This window comes from Cytobacillus eiseniae, assembly GCF_017874625.1.
Classification (GTDB): Bacteria; Bacillota; Bacilli; order Bacillales; family Cytobacillaceae; genus Cytobacillus; species Cytobacillus eiseniae.
In genome coordinates this window covers 82,194-97,509 of the sequence record NZ_JAGIKZ010000015.1, presented here as the reverse complement: position 1 = coordinate 97,509, position 15,316 = coordinate 82,194, and the positions used below count along the sequence as shown (strand labels likewise).

The following is a 15,316-nucleotide window of genomic DNA, read 5'->3' as shown; positions in this document are numbered from 1 at the left end:
CGTTTTCCATTGTTACTTTTCATGTCGATCAACCTCCGTGTGTTAATTAAACTATACACTAAAGTTGTCTACGACATCTATCCTAACAGAGGGGGGTATCGAATAAATTAAACACTCAAACAGAAGAGGTTTGCAAAAATTTGCGACGATAGGGAAGTACAACAGTCTAAAACGTATATCCAGGTGAATATACGTTTTATTTTTTTATACGTTTAGAAATCATTTTTATTTTCTTAAGAAAAACTTTAAAAATAGAAATTATACTTTAATTGGCTAGGGTTAAGTCATAGCTGAAAGAATTTTAGGAGGAAGAATAAATGAAAAATTCATTGATATATACAATCGATTCATGGTATATCCTTATCCCTGCATTTCTACTTTTTTTAATATATATGATCGTGGTTGCCGTTATTAAACAGAAATATGGCTTTGGCCAATTTGTATTATTAATCTCTTTTGCCGTTTATTTTCTATGTATGATCCATTTGGTGTTTTTCCCAATTGAGGTGAATATCGGGGAATATACAAATTTAACACCATGGTACAAATCGATTAACTTTATTCCTGTGTTAACAATAGATGCAGCAACTTTCATATTAAATATAATCATGTTGGTTCCTCTAGGTATGTATTTACCGTTACTGAGCAATAAATATCAATCAATTAAAAAGGCTGCTTCTGTGGGATTATATATTAGCTTATCTTTTGAAGTTACACAACTATTGATTAGGATCATACTAGGAAATGGGAGAAGTACAGATATTAATGATTTAATTGCGAATACATTAGGGGCTGTGCTAGGATTTCTAATAATAAGGGAAATGTCAAAAATTTCATTCGTCTATCATATTCTTCAAGGACTGAGTTTAGGAAAAAGGATGGAAAGATCCTAATAACCTCTATCCTGTGTATAAGGAGGCTAGAAATATTGAGCAATCATATTCTAATTGTTGATGATGACCGAGAAATCGCAAAGTTAGCAGAAATATATATGCAAAACGAGGGGTATCATGTCCTTCAAGCACAGGATGGATTAGAAGCTTTAAACATCATCGAGCGTGTGCCTGTAAATCTCATTGTTTTAGATATTATGATGCCTAATATGGATGGATTAGAGTTATGTAAGCATATTCGCGTTAATAATCAAGTGCCCATTCTGATGCTCAGTGCAAAAGTGCAGGATATGGATAAAATTATGGGCCTCATGACAGGTGCAGATGATTATATGGTAAAACCCTTTAACCCATTAGAATTAATGGCAAGAGTCAAGGCATTATTACGGAGATCAAACTACAAACCATTAGGGATAGATAAAGACATTATTCGAATTAACTCACTTGAAATCGATAAACAATCCCATAAAGTGATGGCAGGTGAGAAGGAAATTAAGCTAACGTCTATTGAATTCGATATTCTCTATTTTCTCGCAAAAAATCAAGGAACTGTTTACAGCTCTGAGGAGATATTTGAAAGGGTTTGGAAAGAAGAGAGTATGGGCTCGAACAAAACTGTGATGGTTCATATAAAGAATATCCGGGATAAAATCGAGTTCGTTATTCCAGGAGAAACGATTATCCAAACGGTTTGGGGAGTGGGCTATAAAATTGAAAAAGGTCATTAAGTTTATCCCCCTCTGGAAATTATTATTATATGTAGTGTTTGCAGCGATATTAACAGGAATAACTGCTTTCATACTGACATCTGCTGTTCTTTTTTTAGAGACTCAATCCTCTCGTCTTTCAGAATTAATTGAACTAGTTGCCTCCTTTGGTTTAACACCAATTGTACTAGTCCTTTTTATAGTATTGGTCTTATATTTACTTCCGTTCTTTTATTATGAACGTCAGAGGTATGTTGACTATTTGTTAATACAAATGATGAATGAAATCGAATATATATCTGAAGGCCATTTTAATCAAAAAGTAACGATAGAAGATAAAAGCATCATTGGTGAATTAGGTGTAAAAGTGAACCAAATTATTACTGAAGTTGAAAAGGCAATTGTTGATCAAAAAGAATCTGCACAAATAAAAAATGACTTAATAACAAATGTTGCTCATGATCTTCGCTCGCCATTAACATCTATTGTTGGCTATTTAGACTTGATTAATGATGATCGATATAAGAGTGAGGTTGAACTTCGATACTATCTACAAATTATTCATCAAAAGTCGAAAGACCTCCACCAATTGATGGATGATTTATTTGACTATACCTTAGTTCAGAATAAAGAGTCTCTAACTAATGAGGCACCAATAAACATGGAAGAAATGCTAAATCAGTTAGCCGTTCAATTTCAGTTCCAGGTGAAGGCAGCTGGTATGGAAATGAGGCAATCACTCTCAACTGTGAACAGTCCGGTTGTGATGGGAGATGGGAATAAACTAGCAAGGATATTTGAAAATCTGATTCAAAATGCGATTCGATATGGAAAAGATGGAAGATATATTGATATTGTTTTATCAGAATCTATAAAATTCATAGAAATCCATATTATAAATTATGGTCAAGTGATCCCAAGCATTGACTTGCCCTATATTTTTGAACGGTTTTATAGGGTTGAAAAATCACGCTCTCAACATACTGGTGGTTCAGGCTTAGGGTTAGCGATAGTAAAGAGTATTGTAGAATTACATGGTGGCCAAATTGAAGTGGAAAGCTCACTAGGGAGGACAGCCTTCATAGTGAAGTTTCCCAAAATTGAGCAGTGAGCAGTCGTGATAGATAGAATCGTAGGCCAATAAGCAAGATGAGGAAGGAGTAGTTTAAATGAATCAACCACTACAGATGGGGGCAAATACCGTTTTAAGTTCCCCAAAAGGAACTGTGACAGTTAGCTATGATATGTCTAATTTGATAGATATTTCTTTAACCGCTTTTCTTTTAACTGATTCGGATAAAGTACAGGGAGATAACGGGATTATTTTTTATAATCAGCCAAAGAGCGCTTCTGGTGTAGCCACTCTTATTCCGTCTGAAAGAGTAAATCATACAATCGTACATAAAATTAATTTTGACATGAGTAAAGCCCCTGAAGGTATTGTTAAAATCGCTATCACTCTTACAGAGGACAATGGCACGGGATTTTCAAATGTAAAGAATTTAAAGGCAGAGATATCAACTGATCATCATCCTATTCAGCTAACCCCGTCTAGTTTCACAAATGAAAACGGGATTGTCGTATTAGAGTTATATGTAAGAAATGGCCAGACAAAGGCAAAATCAATCTGGCGCGGATTTTACTCTGGGCTTGAAGGGCTATGTAAAAATTACGGTGTTGAGGTGGAAGCGGATGAGAAAAGTCAGCCATCTGAACCTATAGCAATTCCAGAACAAATCCGAAAAGAAGCGAATAAAACTCTACCTGTTCCCGAAAATAAACAAAACATGTTGTCACAGGTAAGCCTAGAAAAGGTAAAGGGAAACATAAGTCTCGACAAAGGTCAGAAGCCAGTGATCATTGAGAAAACACCAGAAATTACTGCTACGGTATCTTGGGAGTCTGGGACCGATTATGACATATATGCTTTGGTCTATACAAGGAATGGGGAGCAGATAGATGTAGCCATGTTTGGGGCCAAAGGGACACCTCCCCTTAGGAGTTTTGGCGGCGGAGCAGTAGAACATATGGGGGATGTTAGGAGAAATAATCAATCAACAAAGACAGAAGTAATAAAATTAAGATTGAATAATGATATTCTCGCAGTTGTTCCTGTTGTTTATTCTGCTCAGTCAAACGGAACAGGGTCATTCTATAGATACAAAGTGTCCATGAGCATAGATAATCATAATGGAACATCCGTTACGATATTCGCTAAGAATGCAAATAATAATGATAGAATTTATTCCTGTGTTCCTGGAATTCTCCATAATACGCAAGATGGAGTGATGATCAGTCCATTGGAGCTTTACAGTAAACCAAACTCAGAGCGTAGACCAATACTTAAGATGGGGCGGCGTTCAAATATGGTAGAAGTAATCATGGATAAAGGACCGATAAATGATTACAAGTAGGGCAGAATTATATAGAGTAAATAGCTAGACAGATAGGCAAGAAGTGAAGGAACTTCCTGCACGGTTCCCATCTGAGGATTTTGCTTATTATACTGAGAAATTCCCAGCATGCTTTTTCTATATTACTTGTACACCAAAAGGGGTAGAGAATCCTTACTTTAATCATCATCCGAAATTTGATATCGATGAGGATGCCCTTCTTGTCGCTGCAAAGGCTGTTGGACAAGTTGTTTGCAGTTATTATGAATGTGATTAAATAGCGGTCTTCAAGTAAATACATCCAAATATAAAAAAGCCTTAATCTGCTATAGATTAAGGCTTTTACTCGCTTATCATTAATTGATTAACTTCCTTTATGCACGATGCATTGAAAAAAGAAAAGAAGGCATGCCTCTATCTACATCGTAACAAAATTTGAATTATAAGTCTATTTATATTTTTATTGCCATGGGATAATGAAGGTGCGCAAATCAATCATAATATTATGAAGAGTAGAGGGAAAAATGAGGCAGAATATTTATGATAATGATCAATTTTTTCAGCAATATGTAGCCATACGGGATCGTGAAAATAATTATAATAATTTGCTTGAACAGCCTAATCTTTTATCTTTAGTTCCTACTCTAGAAGGGAAAGTTGTTTTAGATATTGGCTGTGGAATGGGAGACTTCGCAGCTTATTGTGTTCGTGAAGGTGCGAAACAGGTGACAGGAATTGATATTTCTTCGAACATGATTCAAGTGGCAAAAGAGCGTCATCTCCATGATCGGTTAACTTTTAAGAATATCGCCTTTGAGGAGTTTGCTGTACGAAATGAATCCATTGATTTCATTAGTAGTTCGCTAGTCTTTCATTATGTTGCGGATTTCCAGCAATTAATCGAGAAAATCAGTGCTGCATTATGTGCTAGAGGCACAGTACTATTTTCGATTGAACATCCAATTGTGACCGCGAATAAAGGGAATGCCGATTGGATACAAGATAAAGATGGCCGACTCCTTTATTATGCAATGGATCATTATCAAAAGGAGGGAATTCGCAAAGGAAACTGGTTAGTGAATGATGTAATCATGTATCATCGGACATTTTCTACGATTATAAATACACTTATTGAAAATGGTTTACAAATCGAAAAGGTAATTGAACCTACTCCTACGAGCGAAGCGGTAAGCAAACTACCAAGTTTAGAGAAACAATTTAGATGCCCGTCATTTTTAATGATAAAGGCTAAAAAGGGATAGATACGCATGTGAAAACGAAGGTAAAAAAAACACGTAGCTACTTTACGAATCGCTTTACATTAGTACTTACGGGATAGATGAGAAGCACCATTCAAATAGGAGAATGGTGCTCTTTACTATTCGCAACTTACACAAAGTACACGCGAATATTTTCTTCTTGTTTAAACATTTCTAGATGTTTCGGCTCGATATCTTCTATACGAATCGTTCGTTCTACCATTTTTTCTTCCCCGTCACCAGCCCAAAAGATCAGTAACTCCACGTTTTTATGCGCCTGTATATGTGCTTTTATATAGGCTACAAAATCAGATAAAAATTTGCCTTTCCAATGCCCTTCAATCCAATACGTATATTGCTTTTCAGTATAAAGGGTTAAATCAAAAGGTGGATCTTTACAAAGCGAGATGACGAGTTCACCGAATGCTGACGCATCAGCTGCATGTAAAATACGTACATGATCATCCATCGAATGCCAAGGTTGTGCGGGTGTATTTTCTGTAATCGGATAGATTTTTTTAAGCTCACCTACTGTTACTTCAGTAATGCCGCTGTAATCTACTTCTTTTAAGGGGGAATCGGAAACAAGGAATGAAAATGAAGTCATAGATGTGAAAACTCCTTTAAAGTAATAGTTATTCATTCAACAGAAACGGATCTTTTTCCTCTAAATTCTTTCATCAAAAGCTTTAAAAGAAAAGCATGCAAGAATTGGAAAAGTCATCACCGAGATTAAACCATGTCATATTGACTTTGAAGAATATGAGAATTTGATGAAGCAATTCACTCTTCTTCATGAGGACTTAAAGCAACAAAATGAATCTCCAAATAATGAAAGAGGCCAGTCCAATTAGGGCTGGTATTTTGTTAGGTGGGAGATTTTCAGTGACTCAATAACATTTTTATAAAAAAATTGATCTAAATCAAGGAAATGAAAAAAAAGGCTCGTTAAAATAAGTGTATAAGAAAGAAAAAGGGGATAGAACATCATGATTTTATTAGCAGAGGGCATTCGATTATGATTGATTGTATCATGCAGAACGGTGAAACGAGTAGTCATTTTGTGCAGGAAAAAAAGTGAATAACTTCACAAAGTTGGTTTACCCTAAAAATTTTAATTACCATTGTGAAGTGATTCACAATAAAAGGAGAATCTCATGATGAAAAAACATATAAATGGACCAATTGTCGCTCTCATCTTAACGGTATTACGTATTTGGTTAGGATTTCAATGGGTTGAAGCAGGATATGGCAAAATTAGATCTGGATTTGATGCCGGTGGATTTTTACAAGGAGCGATTGCAAATGCAAGTGGAGATCAACCAACTGTTCAAGGGTGGTATGCTCGTTTTCTTGAAGGTGTTGCAATGCCAAATATCGAGTTTTTTAACATCTTAATCCCTTGGGGAGAGCTTCTTGTTGGGATCGGATTAATCGTAGGACTAGCAACCATACCAGCTTTAATTGCAGGTGCTTTTATGAATATGAATTTTATCATGGCAGGAATGGGATTATCTAGCCCAGATACAAAGCTCTTCATAATCGCTTTCATTCTCTTGTTTATTGGAAAAGGAAGATATTACTATGGCCTTGATCGATGGGCTCTTCCATATGTAAAAAAACTATTTTCTACAAAGGGACGTATGTTGCAAATGAAGTGAGAATGAGTCCGGATAAAGGTCTCGTACTTTCTTGCTCACTGAGCTCTATTGGTAAATGCAGCTTTTCATAGGGACTAAAGTAAGCATATTCGATTAAATTCGGATATGCTTATTTAAATAGAATCATATAGAAAAAGCATCGAACATAGCATCCTAAACTGCTGATCTTACAAACAGAATCGATTGTTCAAGAAGGATTTCCATGTGAAGCTAAAGAATAAACGAATGAAAACTATTTTTTAAGGAGAGCGTTTATAGTGATGAGTGAAAAAGAAGTTCTTTCTCTTATTAGAGAGGATCAATGGATGATGGAACTATTAGAAGCTGCCAAATCGCTGAACTTGCCCGATTGGTGGATATGCGCAGGATTTATTCGATCGAAAGTCTGGGATGTCTTACATGACTTTAACGAAAGAACGATCATGCCAGATATTGATGTGATCTATTTTGACCCAGCAAATATGGATGTAAGGGAAGAAAAAAGACTCGAAGGAAAACTAAAATCCCTTAGACCGGATATCCCTTGGTCGGTTAAGAATGAAGCGAGGATGCACATTAAAAATAATTTGCCTCCATATTCTTCCTCAGTTGATGCAATATCTAAGTTTCCTGAAACAGCAACAGCACTAGGAGTCAAATTAGATGAAGAAGACAATCTAATCTTAATCGCCCCATGTGGAATCAGTGATGTGATAAATTTAGAAGTTAGACCAACTCCCTATTTTGCAGAGGATAAAGCGAGAATGAACATTTATAAAGAACGGATAACGAAAAAGAACTGGCAATTAACTTGGAATAGAGTAAAGGTTTGCCACATCGATCGCTAAACAGAGGGCGATACAACATATGTTTCTGGGGACAATAATTAGAGAGTTTGGTAGCTTCGTTAATAGATCCTTATTTTGAAGCAAGCCATTAGTATGGGATTTAGAAAAGATGGACAGTACGAGCAGTCTAATTTTCTTAATCTAAGGAGGAGTGAAAGGTGAAATTTAAAAAACGATTGAAACGAACAGCCATGATCCTTAGTTTCCTTCTTTTATTTATGTTCGTTAATAACAGTAATCTATTTACGAAGGAACGCAGTGAAAGGCCTACTCTTCTTTCACATGTAGGAATGTCACAAACATATCCGATGGAAGGAGTTACAGGTGATACGTGCACGGCCGAACGGATTTATGAACCGGAGCATCCGTATATTGGCAATACGATTCCCTCGATGGAGGCAGCCTTTCATGAGGGAGCAGATGTTGTAGAATTGGATATTCATCCAACGAAAGACGGGGAATTTGCTGTCTTTCATGATTGGAGCTTAGAATGTCGTACGAATGGAAAAGGGGTTACTAGAGATCAGACGATGACAGAGTTGAAGAAGCTAGATGTAGGGTATGGCTATACAGCGGACAATGGGAAAACCTATCCTTTTCGTGGGAAAGGAATCGGGTTAATGCCGACTTTACATGAGGTACTGACCTATTTCCCTGACAAACAATTTTTGATTAATATTAAAAGCGATGACCCTGATGAGGGAGTGAAATTAGCTGACTATCTTTCTACTTTTCCTAAAGAAAGAGTAAGTCAATTATCTGCTTACGGAGGAAATCAGCCCATTGCAGCACTGAAAAGGGAATTACCGAACCTTCGAGTCATGTCGATGGAATCGATGAAGAGCTGTTTAATTCCTTATGTTACGGTTGGCTGGACAGGATATACGCCTTCAGCATGTAAAAATACGCAAGTACATATCCCTGAAAAAATAGCTCCATTGTTATGGGGGTTTCCTGCAAAGTTTCTTAATAGAATGGATAATGCCAATACTAGAGTTGTTCTTGTTGCAGGAAATGGCAAATGGTCAGAAGGATTTGATGATGCACAGGATATTGAACGGCTTCCAGCTAACTATAATGGAATGATCTGGACGAATCGAGTGGATGTGATTGCACCGATTATCAAAGAAAAGTTTTCAATCCAATAATCATATTTGCTATAATTTTAGATTAAAGGGGGTGCTTACAGGATGGAGAATCAATTAAGATTATCTGGTACTTCTTATACTCATGCAAAGCCAATTAGAAAGGCGATACTTTGTATGGGGCGAAATATGTAACTTTATCGCTAAATCAGCTTTTCTATTACTTTGGCTTTGCACCTTATTTATTTTTACATTTAAAATAAGGAGCGAGCGGAAATGAAGTATATGAATGCAACCAAAGTTTTACCAGAAAAGTTACTTGCAGAAATCCAAAAGTATGTCCAAGGGGAAACACTTTATATTCCTAAACCGGAAAATAAGTATTTAAAGTGGGGAGCCTCAAGTGGTGGGAGACGGCAGCTCGATCGCCGCAATACCGCCATTAGACATTCCTTTAGTGAGGGAAGCAGTATTCAGCAGCTGGCTGAGGAATATTATCTTTCAACAGAATCGATCAAGAAGATCGTTTATACACATAAAACATAGGGAAACAGCACGGGTGGAAAATGTCCATCCGTGCTGTTTTTATATAATTAATTAGCTAAAAGGGAATGATCTGTTTTCGAAAACAGCCTATGTAAAAAACAGTTCTAAATTGTTTTATCCATTTTAGAAGGCAGTAGGATTGTTTAAAATAGATGTATAGATAGATGGCGGTAAAATGATTGGAGATAAATGTAATGACTGAAAAATTTATTAAAAATGAACAGTTAAATTTCATAAAAAAACAGATTGCTATCATAAGGGAAGGCACTAAAAAGAATGTGCCTCCAAATATTTTGGCTGCTGCAATTGATTTAGCTAATTTAAAAATTAAGGAACTCTTTCCAAATGCATCATTGGAGCAACAAAAAAGGCTGGATCTTTCCAAACTGAAAACAGATAAAGAGTATGAATTATATATTCAGGAACTTTCAAACCATTTGTTGCCCTTTCCTAGAATCACAGAGCAGCAACTGAAAAAGATGTTTCCTAAACATAAAAAGTTAAAGTTGCCAGACTTATCAAGTATCGATCATAGCCAGTTAACCTATTTGAGCTGGAACGACTTAAGATCAAATAAGAAATTTATTATATATGAGCTTGATGGCAAAATGATTGGCATTGAATGTGAATTTACACCAACAAGTAAAAAAAATCTTTGTTCCTTCTGTAATTGTTTTGGTGAGGTATCCTATTTTTCTACGGTAACGAAAGCGAAGAAAGCGAATCATCCGGATTATTACAGGGCCATTGGCAATCTTATTTGTGCAGACAGCAAGGAGTGCAATAAAAAAATAACGAGCACAGAATATGTAGAAGCCTTTCTGAAAGATTCGCAATGCATATGAAGTTTTGATGGATCCTATAAAAAAAACACGTGCAAAGGCGATAACAGTGCCTTTGCACGTGTTCAATTCATTTATTACTCTTTATTCGTATCTGCATAGACAGCCATAGCATCACGCATGAATGCTGCTAAGCCTTCTCCAAATTGATCAATATTTTTCGTGAAGCGCTCGTCGTCTACATACATTTGCCCTAAGCCTTTGAATGCTTCGAGTGAGTAGTTGCCTAGTTTATTTAGAAACACATACCATTCTTTAATTCCAGCTTGAGCTTCTTTTGATTCTGGTGAAAGATGACGAAGAGCGGCAAGGTTACGATAGACTTCATTGAATTTTTCTTGATCAAATTCAGACATGTTTTTCGCCTTTTCATTTGCTTCATCAACAGCTTGGTCTCCCCATTTTTCCCGTGCTTCTTGTTCATATGGATTGTGGCTAAAGTCAAAGCCTTCAAATTTTTCTTTATTAGTCATTTGTATTTCTCCTTTCGAATGTTGAATTGTTTTCTTTACAGTCCCAATCATTTTATCGAGTCGGGTCTTTTTTTCTAGTAGCATTTTATAATGCATCTCAAGTGCTTCTTGTCGATCAAATGTAGGGCTATGAATAATCTCTTTAATCCTTTTTAAAGGGAAGCCGAGTTCCTTAAAAAATAAGATTTGTTGTAAAGTTTCGAGATTCTCGTCAGAATATACTCGATAACCTGATTCCGTTGTCTCATCTGGCAGTAATAATCCGATTTCATCATAATGATGTAGTGTGCGCACACTTATTCCAACTAAATCAGCAACTTCCTTAATTTTCATCTTCATTCGCTCCCTTCACTAGTTACTATAAAGTATCCCGTAACGTGAGAGTCAATATGAATAGTAAAAAAATATTTACATAAAAAATCTAGTAGCTAAAGAAGATGTCTCGTCCTTAATCGAGTAATGGGCAAAAATAAATAAGCGGAGAAATTCCGCTTAAATGTAGAATGAAGCTCATTTTGGGCGAAATAAGCGGAAACTTTCCGCTTATTCAATGCAAAATCGCTCATTTTTGGACTTTTCAAGTCAATAGGCGGAATTTCTCCGCTTATTTAGGCCTTTTTTATTAATTATTACGAAATAAGCGGAAATTTTCCGCCTATTCATTTACTTAGGTGCTCACCCTGTCCTCCTAATCGATGCTTAGAGCTAAGGAAATTAGCAACATTCTATCTCCTCAAGTGCTTCAGCAATTTTTTCGCATTTTTTAATCGCCCAATTGTAATGATCAACCGTATTGGCAGCGAAGTAACTGTATAGATTACTTGTCTTCGTCCACTTATAATACTTTTTGGTGAAAATCTCCTCATCATTATGTTGTTCAATTAATCGCATAATCCGATGATGACTAAGCTTACATTTTTTAATTGCATGTATGAGTTTCACATCTTGATATTGCTGCCAGATTTGGCTATTTAATTGATTGAGGGTACGCCATTTATAACCTGGGGCAGGCATTGCAGGTGTATCTCCATCCATTCCTTCTTGATACCATCTTTCAAGCATTGCATGCCATTCATATAAATGCATGAACACATCACGGAAGTTTTTATCTCGTTCGATTGTTTCGATGGATAGATTTCTTTTTTTAGGAGGAATACGCTCAACTAAAGTAAGTAATTCATCAAAGGATTTTTGTGCGCTTGTTACTAGTAGTTGTTGTTTAATATATTCCATAGTAGGATTCTCCTTTCTATTTTTAAATGTGGTATTAACTAACTTAAAAGGGATACAGAGGCTGCATTAGAATATTTATTGTTGGAAAGTGAATTTGATCGAAGGTTTGAAATATTCCGCATTCCATTCTTTTCAATTATAATATATCTTAAAACAAGAGTAAGGAGGGATTAATATAGGAATGATTAACCAAGTAATTTGTGAGAAACGGTCTTATTCTAGGGAGTTTCATGCTCATCAACATGAGTTTGGCCAATTCCTTTTTCCTTTACAAGGCTCCTTGGAGATTCAAACAAAGTGGCAAGAAGTAAATCTTACTTCAGAGAATTGTTTTTACCTTCCACCAAAGTGTGATCATAGCTTTCGATCAATGGACAGAAATGAATTTTTGATTGTAGATATACCGATCAAGTATTTGCCAGCAGCAGATACAAGCAGTATGTATATCCAATTGGATCAGCAATGGGCTTCCATTCGCTATTTATTATTAGAAGAGGCAAAGAATCAGGAAAATCCGTCTTCCTTAGTAGATTTGACTAGGTATGTAACAAACAAGCTTCAAGTCTCGAACCCTCCCTCAATTGACTATCTTCATAAACATTTTAGGGAGTCAATAAGAGTAGAAACTTTAGCAAAAATGGAGCATTATCATCCCGTCTATTATTCAACATGGTTTAAGAAAAGAACGGGGAAAAGTATCAAAACGTATATTGCTGAGCTTCGTTTGAAAGAGGCGAAGCATTTGTTACATGCGACTGAATGGACTATGTCGATGATTAGTGAAGAATTAGGATTTGAGAATGCCTCCTCGTTTACTAGATGGTTCGCTCGGTATGAGGGAATGCCTCCACAAAAATATAAAATGCTTAAAAATAGATAAGAAGGATATTATGATGGGTAAAGAAAATGTTTGCGAAACCTTCTACTATAGAGATATAGTTTCTTTTTTTTAATAATGAGGGGAATTCCCCAATTTTAATTTTATTTGAAAGGTGGTTCATTCTGATATGGCAGAAATTGAAGATTTTCTAAAACTAGATATTCGCGTGGGTACGATTATTCATGCAGCACCTTTTCCAGAAGCGAGGAAACCTGCGATAAAACTAGAAATCGACTTTGGAGAAGAGATTGGCATCAAACATTCTTCTGCCCAAATTACTAGAAGATATCATCCCGAGCAGCTTTGTGGACGTCAAGTGATAGGAGTAGTTAATTTTCCATCGATGCGTATTGCTGGATTTAAATCAGAAGCGCTGGTGTTAGGTGGAGTTCCGGAAGAGGGAGATGTTGTTCTTTTAAAGCCAGATGAGACAATAATGAATGGAACAAGAATCTCATAAAATATATTTGAAGTGATTGTATTTATCATTTACGTGAAGAAGACAATTCTTTCAATTAAGTGAAGGACGTATGATCAATAAGGATTTAGGGGATTTTTAGCTGGAGAAATAGAAGAAGGGGTGCTAGCAGTATCCGTCAAAAGAATGGTTTGGATCAATGATGATATCGAAAAGGTAGGATGGAGAAAAATCATTCCCGCCTTTTTTATGTGAAAATATTTAATAAGATGACTCAAAATACCCTCCTAATCATAAATCGTCAATGTGACTGATCTTTTCTTCAGTATAGTCTCTTGCTAAATCTCTTTAATTGAATGAATAGGAAAGGTATTTTTCTTTTAATAGAAACATTTGGACGAGGTGGCCGTATAATTATTAGAGAGTTCATATTAAAAATTAGTGAGTATTCAAATGAAATTCATTCAAAGGAGGGATCATATGAAGTCACTTTATATTAAGCAGAAAGTATTCAGTTTAAGTGCCAAATTTACTGTAAAGGATCAGCAGGAACAGGATGTTTATTATGTTGAGGGCAGTTTTATGCAAATTCCAAAGACTTTCTCCATTATGAATACAACAAAAGAGGAAGTTGCACTTATTACGAAAAAGACGTTTAGCTTTTTACCGAAGTTTTTTGTTGAGGTAAACGGGCAAGAAGTGTTAACGATTAAGAAGGAGCTTTCTTTCTTTAAAGCACGCTATTCGATTGATGCGACAGGCATTGAAGTAAATGGCAATTGGTGGGATATGAATTTTGAAATTTTACAGCATGGAAAAGTTGTTGGTCAAGTGAGCAAGGAATGGTTCACTTGGGGTGATAGCTATAAAGTTCAAATTTTAAATGAAGAGATGGAAACCATTATTATTGCACTTGTTGTTGCCATTGATTGTGTGAAGGCTGATAATGCAACAGCTTCCTCAGCAGCAACTTAATGATTTAACGGTATTCTGGGTGTTGATGTTATGAATGAATCTACTATTATTATTGATTTTAATGATATGTTAGTTAAATACCAAGATTAAAACTTACGTCAAATAAAATTGAAACCTACCTTTAGCAATACCATAGGAAACTGTATCATAAATAAATGGAGTTTTTCTCCAATTGGTAGAGATGATAAGAAGCTGTCCCTAAAGGGCTATGAATCTCTAGGGACAGCTTTGACTACTTCTCTATCTATCTATTATTCCTTAGCGAATCGGCAACTTATCCGGATTCATCGTCAAATACATTTCGTTAATTTTGTCCTTACGAATATAAAAGCTAAGAATGCTATGAAGAGCTCCGTTCATAAAAATGACGATTGCTGGCTGATGATTGACGTTTCTTATCTCAAAATAAAAGTCTTTTGGAACGTTTTTCGTGATCCCGAATAATAAAGCTAATACATTAGACAGGGAGACAATTGGTCGAACAGCAGCCTTTACTTTTCCTCCGCCATCCGAGTAAAGTGTTACATTTTCAGAGATCAGTTCTAATAAATCATCCGTCTTTTGCATTTGAAAGGCTTGAATAAAGCGATGAATAAGGAATTTATTCTGCTCATAGTCTAAGCTTTCATCCTCAATTTGTGAGATTCTCTGCTTAGCTCGACTGAGAATCTTCCGGCAGTTTTCTTCTTTCTTTTCGATGATCTCAGCAATTTCCGAATAGGAGAAGTCTAAAGCCTCTCTTAAAAGGAGGACCGCTCGTTCATCTGGAGCTAAATGCTCCATCATCCGTAAATAGGCAATGCTCAATCCTTCTTTTTGCAAGGCCATTTCAGATGGGTCAATGCCATTGGAGCTCTCAAGCAATAATGGTACGGGATTCCATGGTCCTATATATTGTTCCCGTCTATGCTGCGCTGACTTTAAATGATCAAGACAACGGTTGGTTACTACTTTGCAGAGGTACGCTTTCTTATTATCTATCTTTTTCTCATCAATTTGGTACGCCTTTAAAAAGGTTTCTTGCACAATATCCTCTGCGTCTGTAATTGAACCTAACATACGATACCCGATTGAAAACAATAATGGTTTATATTGTTGATAGTCTTCGTTACTAATCTGCACGA

At 36.0% G+C, this 15,316-nt stretch carries 17 protein-coding genes and 1 pseudogene; 14 read left to right on the top strand and 4 right to left on the bottom strand.

Annotation, left to right across the window (positions count from 1 at the left end; genetic code table 11):
- The first annotated feature begins 317 nt into the window (after positions 1–317).
- From J2Z40_RS13220 to J2Z40_RS13195, 6 genes and pseudogenes are all read left to right on the top strand, one after another.
- A complete protein-coding gene (locus J2Z40_RS13220; RefSeq protein ID WP_066398718.1) occupies positions 318–893 on the top strand; it encodes a VanZ family protein in 576 nt (191 codons plus the stop codon).
- Positions 894–928: 35 nt separating this feature from the next.
- Entirely contained in the window at positions 929–1,621 is a 693-nt protein-coding gene (locus J2Z40_RS13215; protein ID WP_066398716.1) for a response regulator transcription factor, read from the top strand.
- Positions 1,605–2,711 (top strand): sensor histidine kinase, encoded by a 1,107-nt coding sequence (locus J2Z40_RS13210; protein ID WP_245350093.1) that lies wholly within the window; start codon positions 1,605–1,607, stop codon positions 2,709–2,711. Before J2Z40_RS13215 ends, J2Z40_RS13210 begins: the two co-directional genes overlap by 17 nt.
- A gap of 58 nt (positions 2,712–2,769) precedes the next feature.
- Entirely contained in the window at positions 2,770–4,014 is a 1,245-nt protein-coding gene (locus J2Z40_RS13205; RefSeq protein WP_066398712.1) for a TerD family protein, read from the top strand.
- A 40-nt stretch (positions 4,015–4,054) separates the two neighbouring features.
- A pseudogene (locus J2Z40_RS13200) lies at positions 4,055–4,270 on the top strand (amidohydrolase); the annotation flags it as partial.
- Between the two features lie 247 nt (positions 4,271–4,517).
- The gene (locus J2Z40_RS13195) at positions 4,518–5,255 is read left to right on the top strand and encodes a class I SAM-dependent methyltransferase (protein ID WP_066398710.1); all 738 of its coding nucleotides are present in this window, start codon (positions 4,518–4,520) and stop codon (positions 5,253–5,255) included.
- Between the two features lie 127 nt (positions 5,256–5,382).
- On the opposite strand, the gene J2Z40_RS13190 is transcribed toward J2Z40_RS13195, so the two are convergent.
- Positions 5,383–5,859, bottom strand: coding sequence for a hypothetical protein (locus J2Z40_RS13190; RefSeq protein ID WP_066398709.1), 477 nt, complete (start codon positions 5,857–5,859; stop codon positions 5,383–5,385).
- Between the two features lie 550 nt (positions 5,860–6,409).
- Here J2Z40_RS13190 and J2Z40_RS13185 point away from each other — a divergent pair.
- The 5 genes from J2Z40_RS13185 to J2Z40_RS13165 all read left to right on the top strand — a co-directional run bounded on the left by J2Z40_RS13185 (position 6,410) and on the right by J2Z40_RS13165 (position 10,216).
- Complete coding sequence (locus J2Z40_RS13185; protein WP_066398708.1) at positions 6,410–6,913, top strand: DoxX family membrane protein; 504 nt, start codon at positions 6,410–6,412, stop codon at positions 6,911–6,913.
- A gap of 260 nt (positions 6,914–7,173) precedes the next feature.
- A complete protein-coding gene (locus J2Z40_RS13180; RefSeq protein ID WP_066398707.1) occupies positions 7,174–7,740 on the top strand; it encodes a nucleotidyltransferase family protein in 567 nt (188 codons plus the stop codon).
- 158 nt (positions 7,741–7,898) lie between these two features.
- Positions 7,899–8,888, top strand: a complete 990-nt coding sequence (locus J2Z40_RS13175; protein WP_425351408.1) for a glycerophosphodiester phosphodiesterase family protein — start codon at positions 7,899–7,901, stop codon at positions 8,886–8,888.
- A gap of 213 nt (positions 8,889–9,101) precedes the next feature.
- The gene (locus tag J2Z40_RS13170; RefSeq protein ID WP_066398706.1) at positions 9,102–9,371 is read left to right on the top strand and encodes a CD3324 family protein; all 270 of its coding nucleotides are present in this window, start codon (positions 9,102–9,104) and stop codon (positions 9,369–9,371) included.
- Positions 9,372–9,565: 194 nt separating this feature from the next.
- A complete protein-coding gene (locus tag J2Z40_RS13165; protein ID WP_066398705.1) occupies positions 9,566–10,216 on the top strand; it encodes a FusB/FusC family EF-G-binding protein in 651 nt (216 codons plus the stop codon).
- Positions 10,217–10,290: 74 nt separating this feature from the next.
- Here the strand turns inward: J2Z40_RS13165 and J2Z40_RS13160 are convergent, their stop codons facing one another.
- Positions 10,291–11,025, bottom strand: a complete 735-nt coding sequence (locus J2Z40_RS13160) for a MerR family transcriptional regulator (RefSeq protein WP_066398704.1) — start codon at positions 11,023–11,025, stop codon at positions 10,291–10,293.
- 375 nt (positions 11,026–11,400) lie between these two features.
- Positions 11,401–11,919, bottom strand: coding sequence for a ClbS/DfsB family four-helix bundle protein (locus J2Z40_RS13155; RefSeq protein ID WP_066398703.1), 519 nt, complete (start codon positions 11,917–11,919; stop codon positions 11,401–11,403).
- Between the two features lie 181 nt (positions 11,920–12,100).
- On the opposite strand from J2Z40_RS13155, the gene J2Z40_RS13150 reads away from it, so the two are divergent.
- From J2Z40_RS13150 to J2Z40_RS13140, 3 genes are all read left to right on the top strand, one after another.
- Positions 12,101–12,799 (top strand): helix-turn-helix domain-containing protein, encoded by a 699-nt coding sequence (locus J2Z40_RS13150; RefSeq protein ID WP_066398700.1) that lies wholly within the window; start codon positions 12,101–12,103, stop codon positions 12,797–12,799.
- Between the two features lie 127 nt (positions 12,800–12,926).
- Positions 12,927–13,259: a chaperone CsaA gene (gene csaA, locus J2Z40_RS13145; protein ID WP_066398697.1), complete on the top strand. Its 333-nt coding sequence runs from the start codon at positions 12,927–12,929 to the stop codon at positions 13,257–13,259.
- Positions 13,260–13,697: 438 nt separating this feature from the next.
- Entirely contained in the window at positions 13,698–14,192 is a 495-nt protein-coding gene (locus J2Z40_RS13140) for an LURP-one-related/scramblase family protein (RefSeq protein WP_066398693.1), read from the top strand.
- A 258-nt stretch (positions 14,193–14,450) separates the two neighbouring features.
- Here the strand turns inward: J2Z40_RS13140 and J2Z40_RS13135 are convergent, their stop codons facing one another.
- Positions 14,451–15,314 carry an RNA polymerase sigma-70 factor gene (locus tag J2Z40_RS13135; protein WP_066398684.1) on the bottom strand — a complete coding sequence of 288 codons (864 nt, stop codon included), beginning with the start codon at positions 15,312–15,314 and terminating at the stop codon, positions 14,451–14,453.
- Positions 15,315–15,316 lie beyond the last annotated feature (2 nt).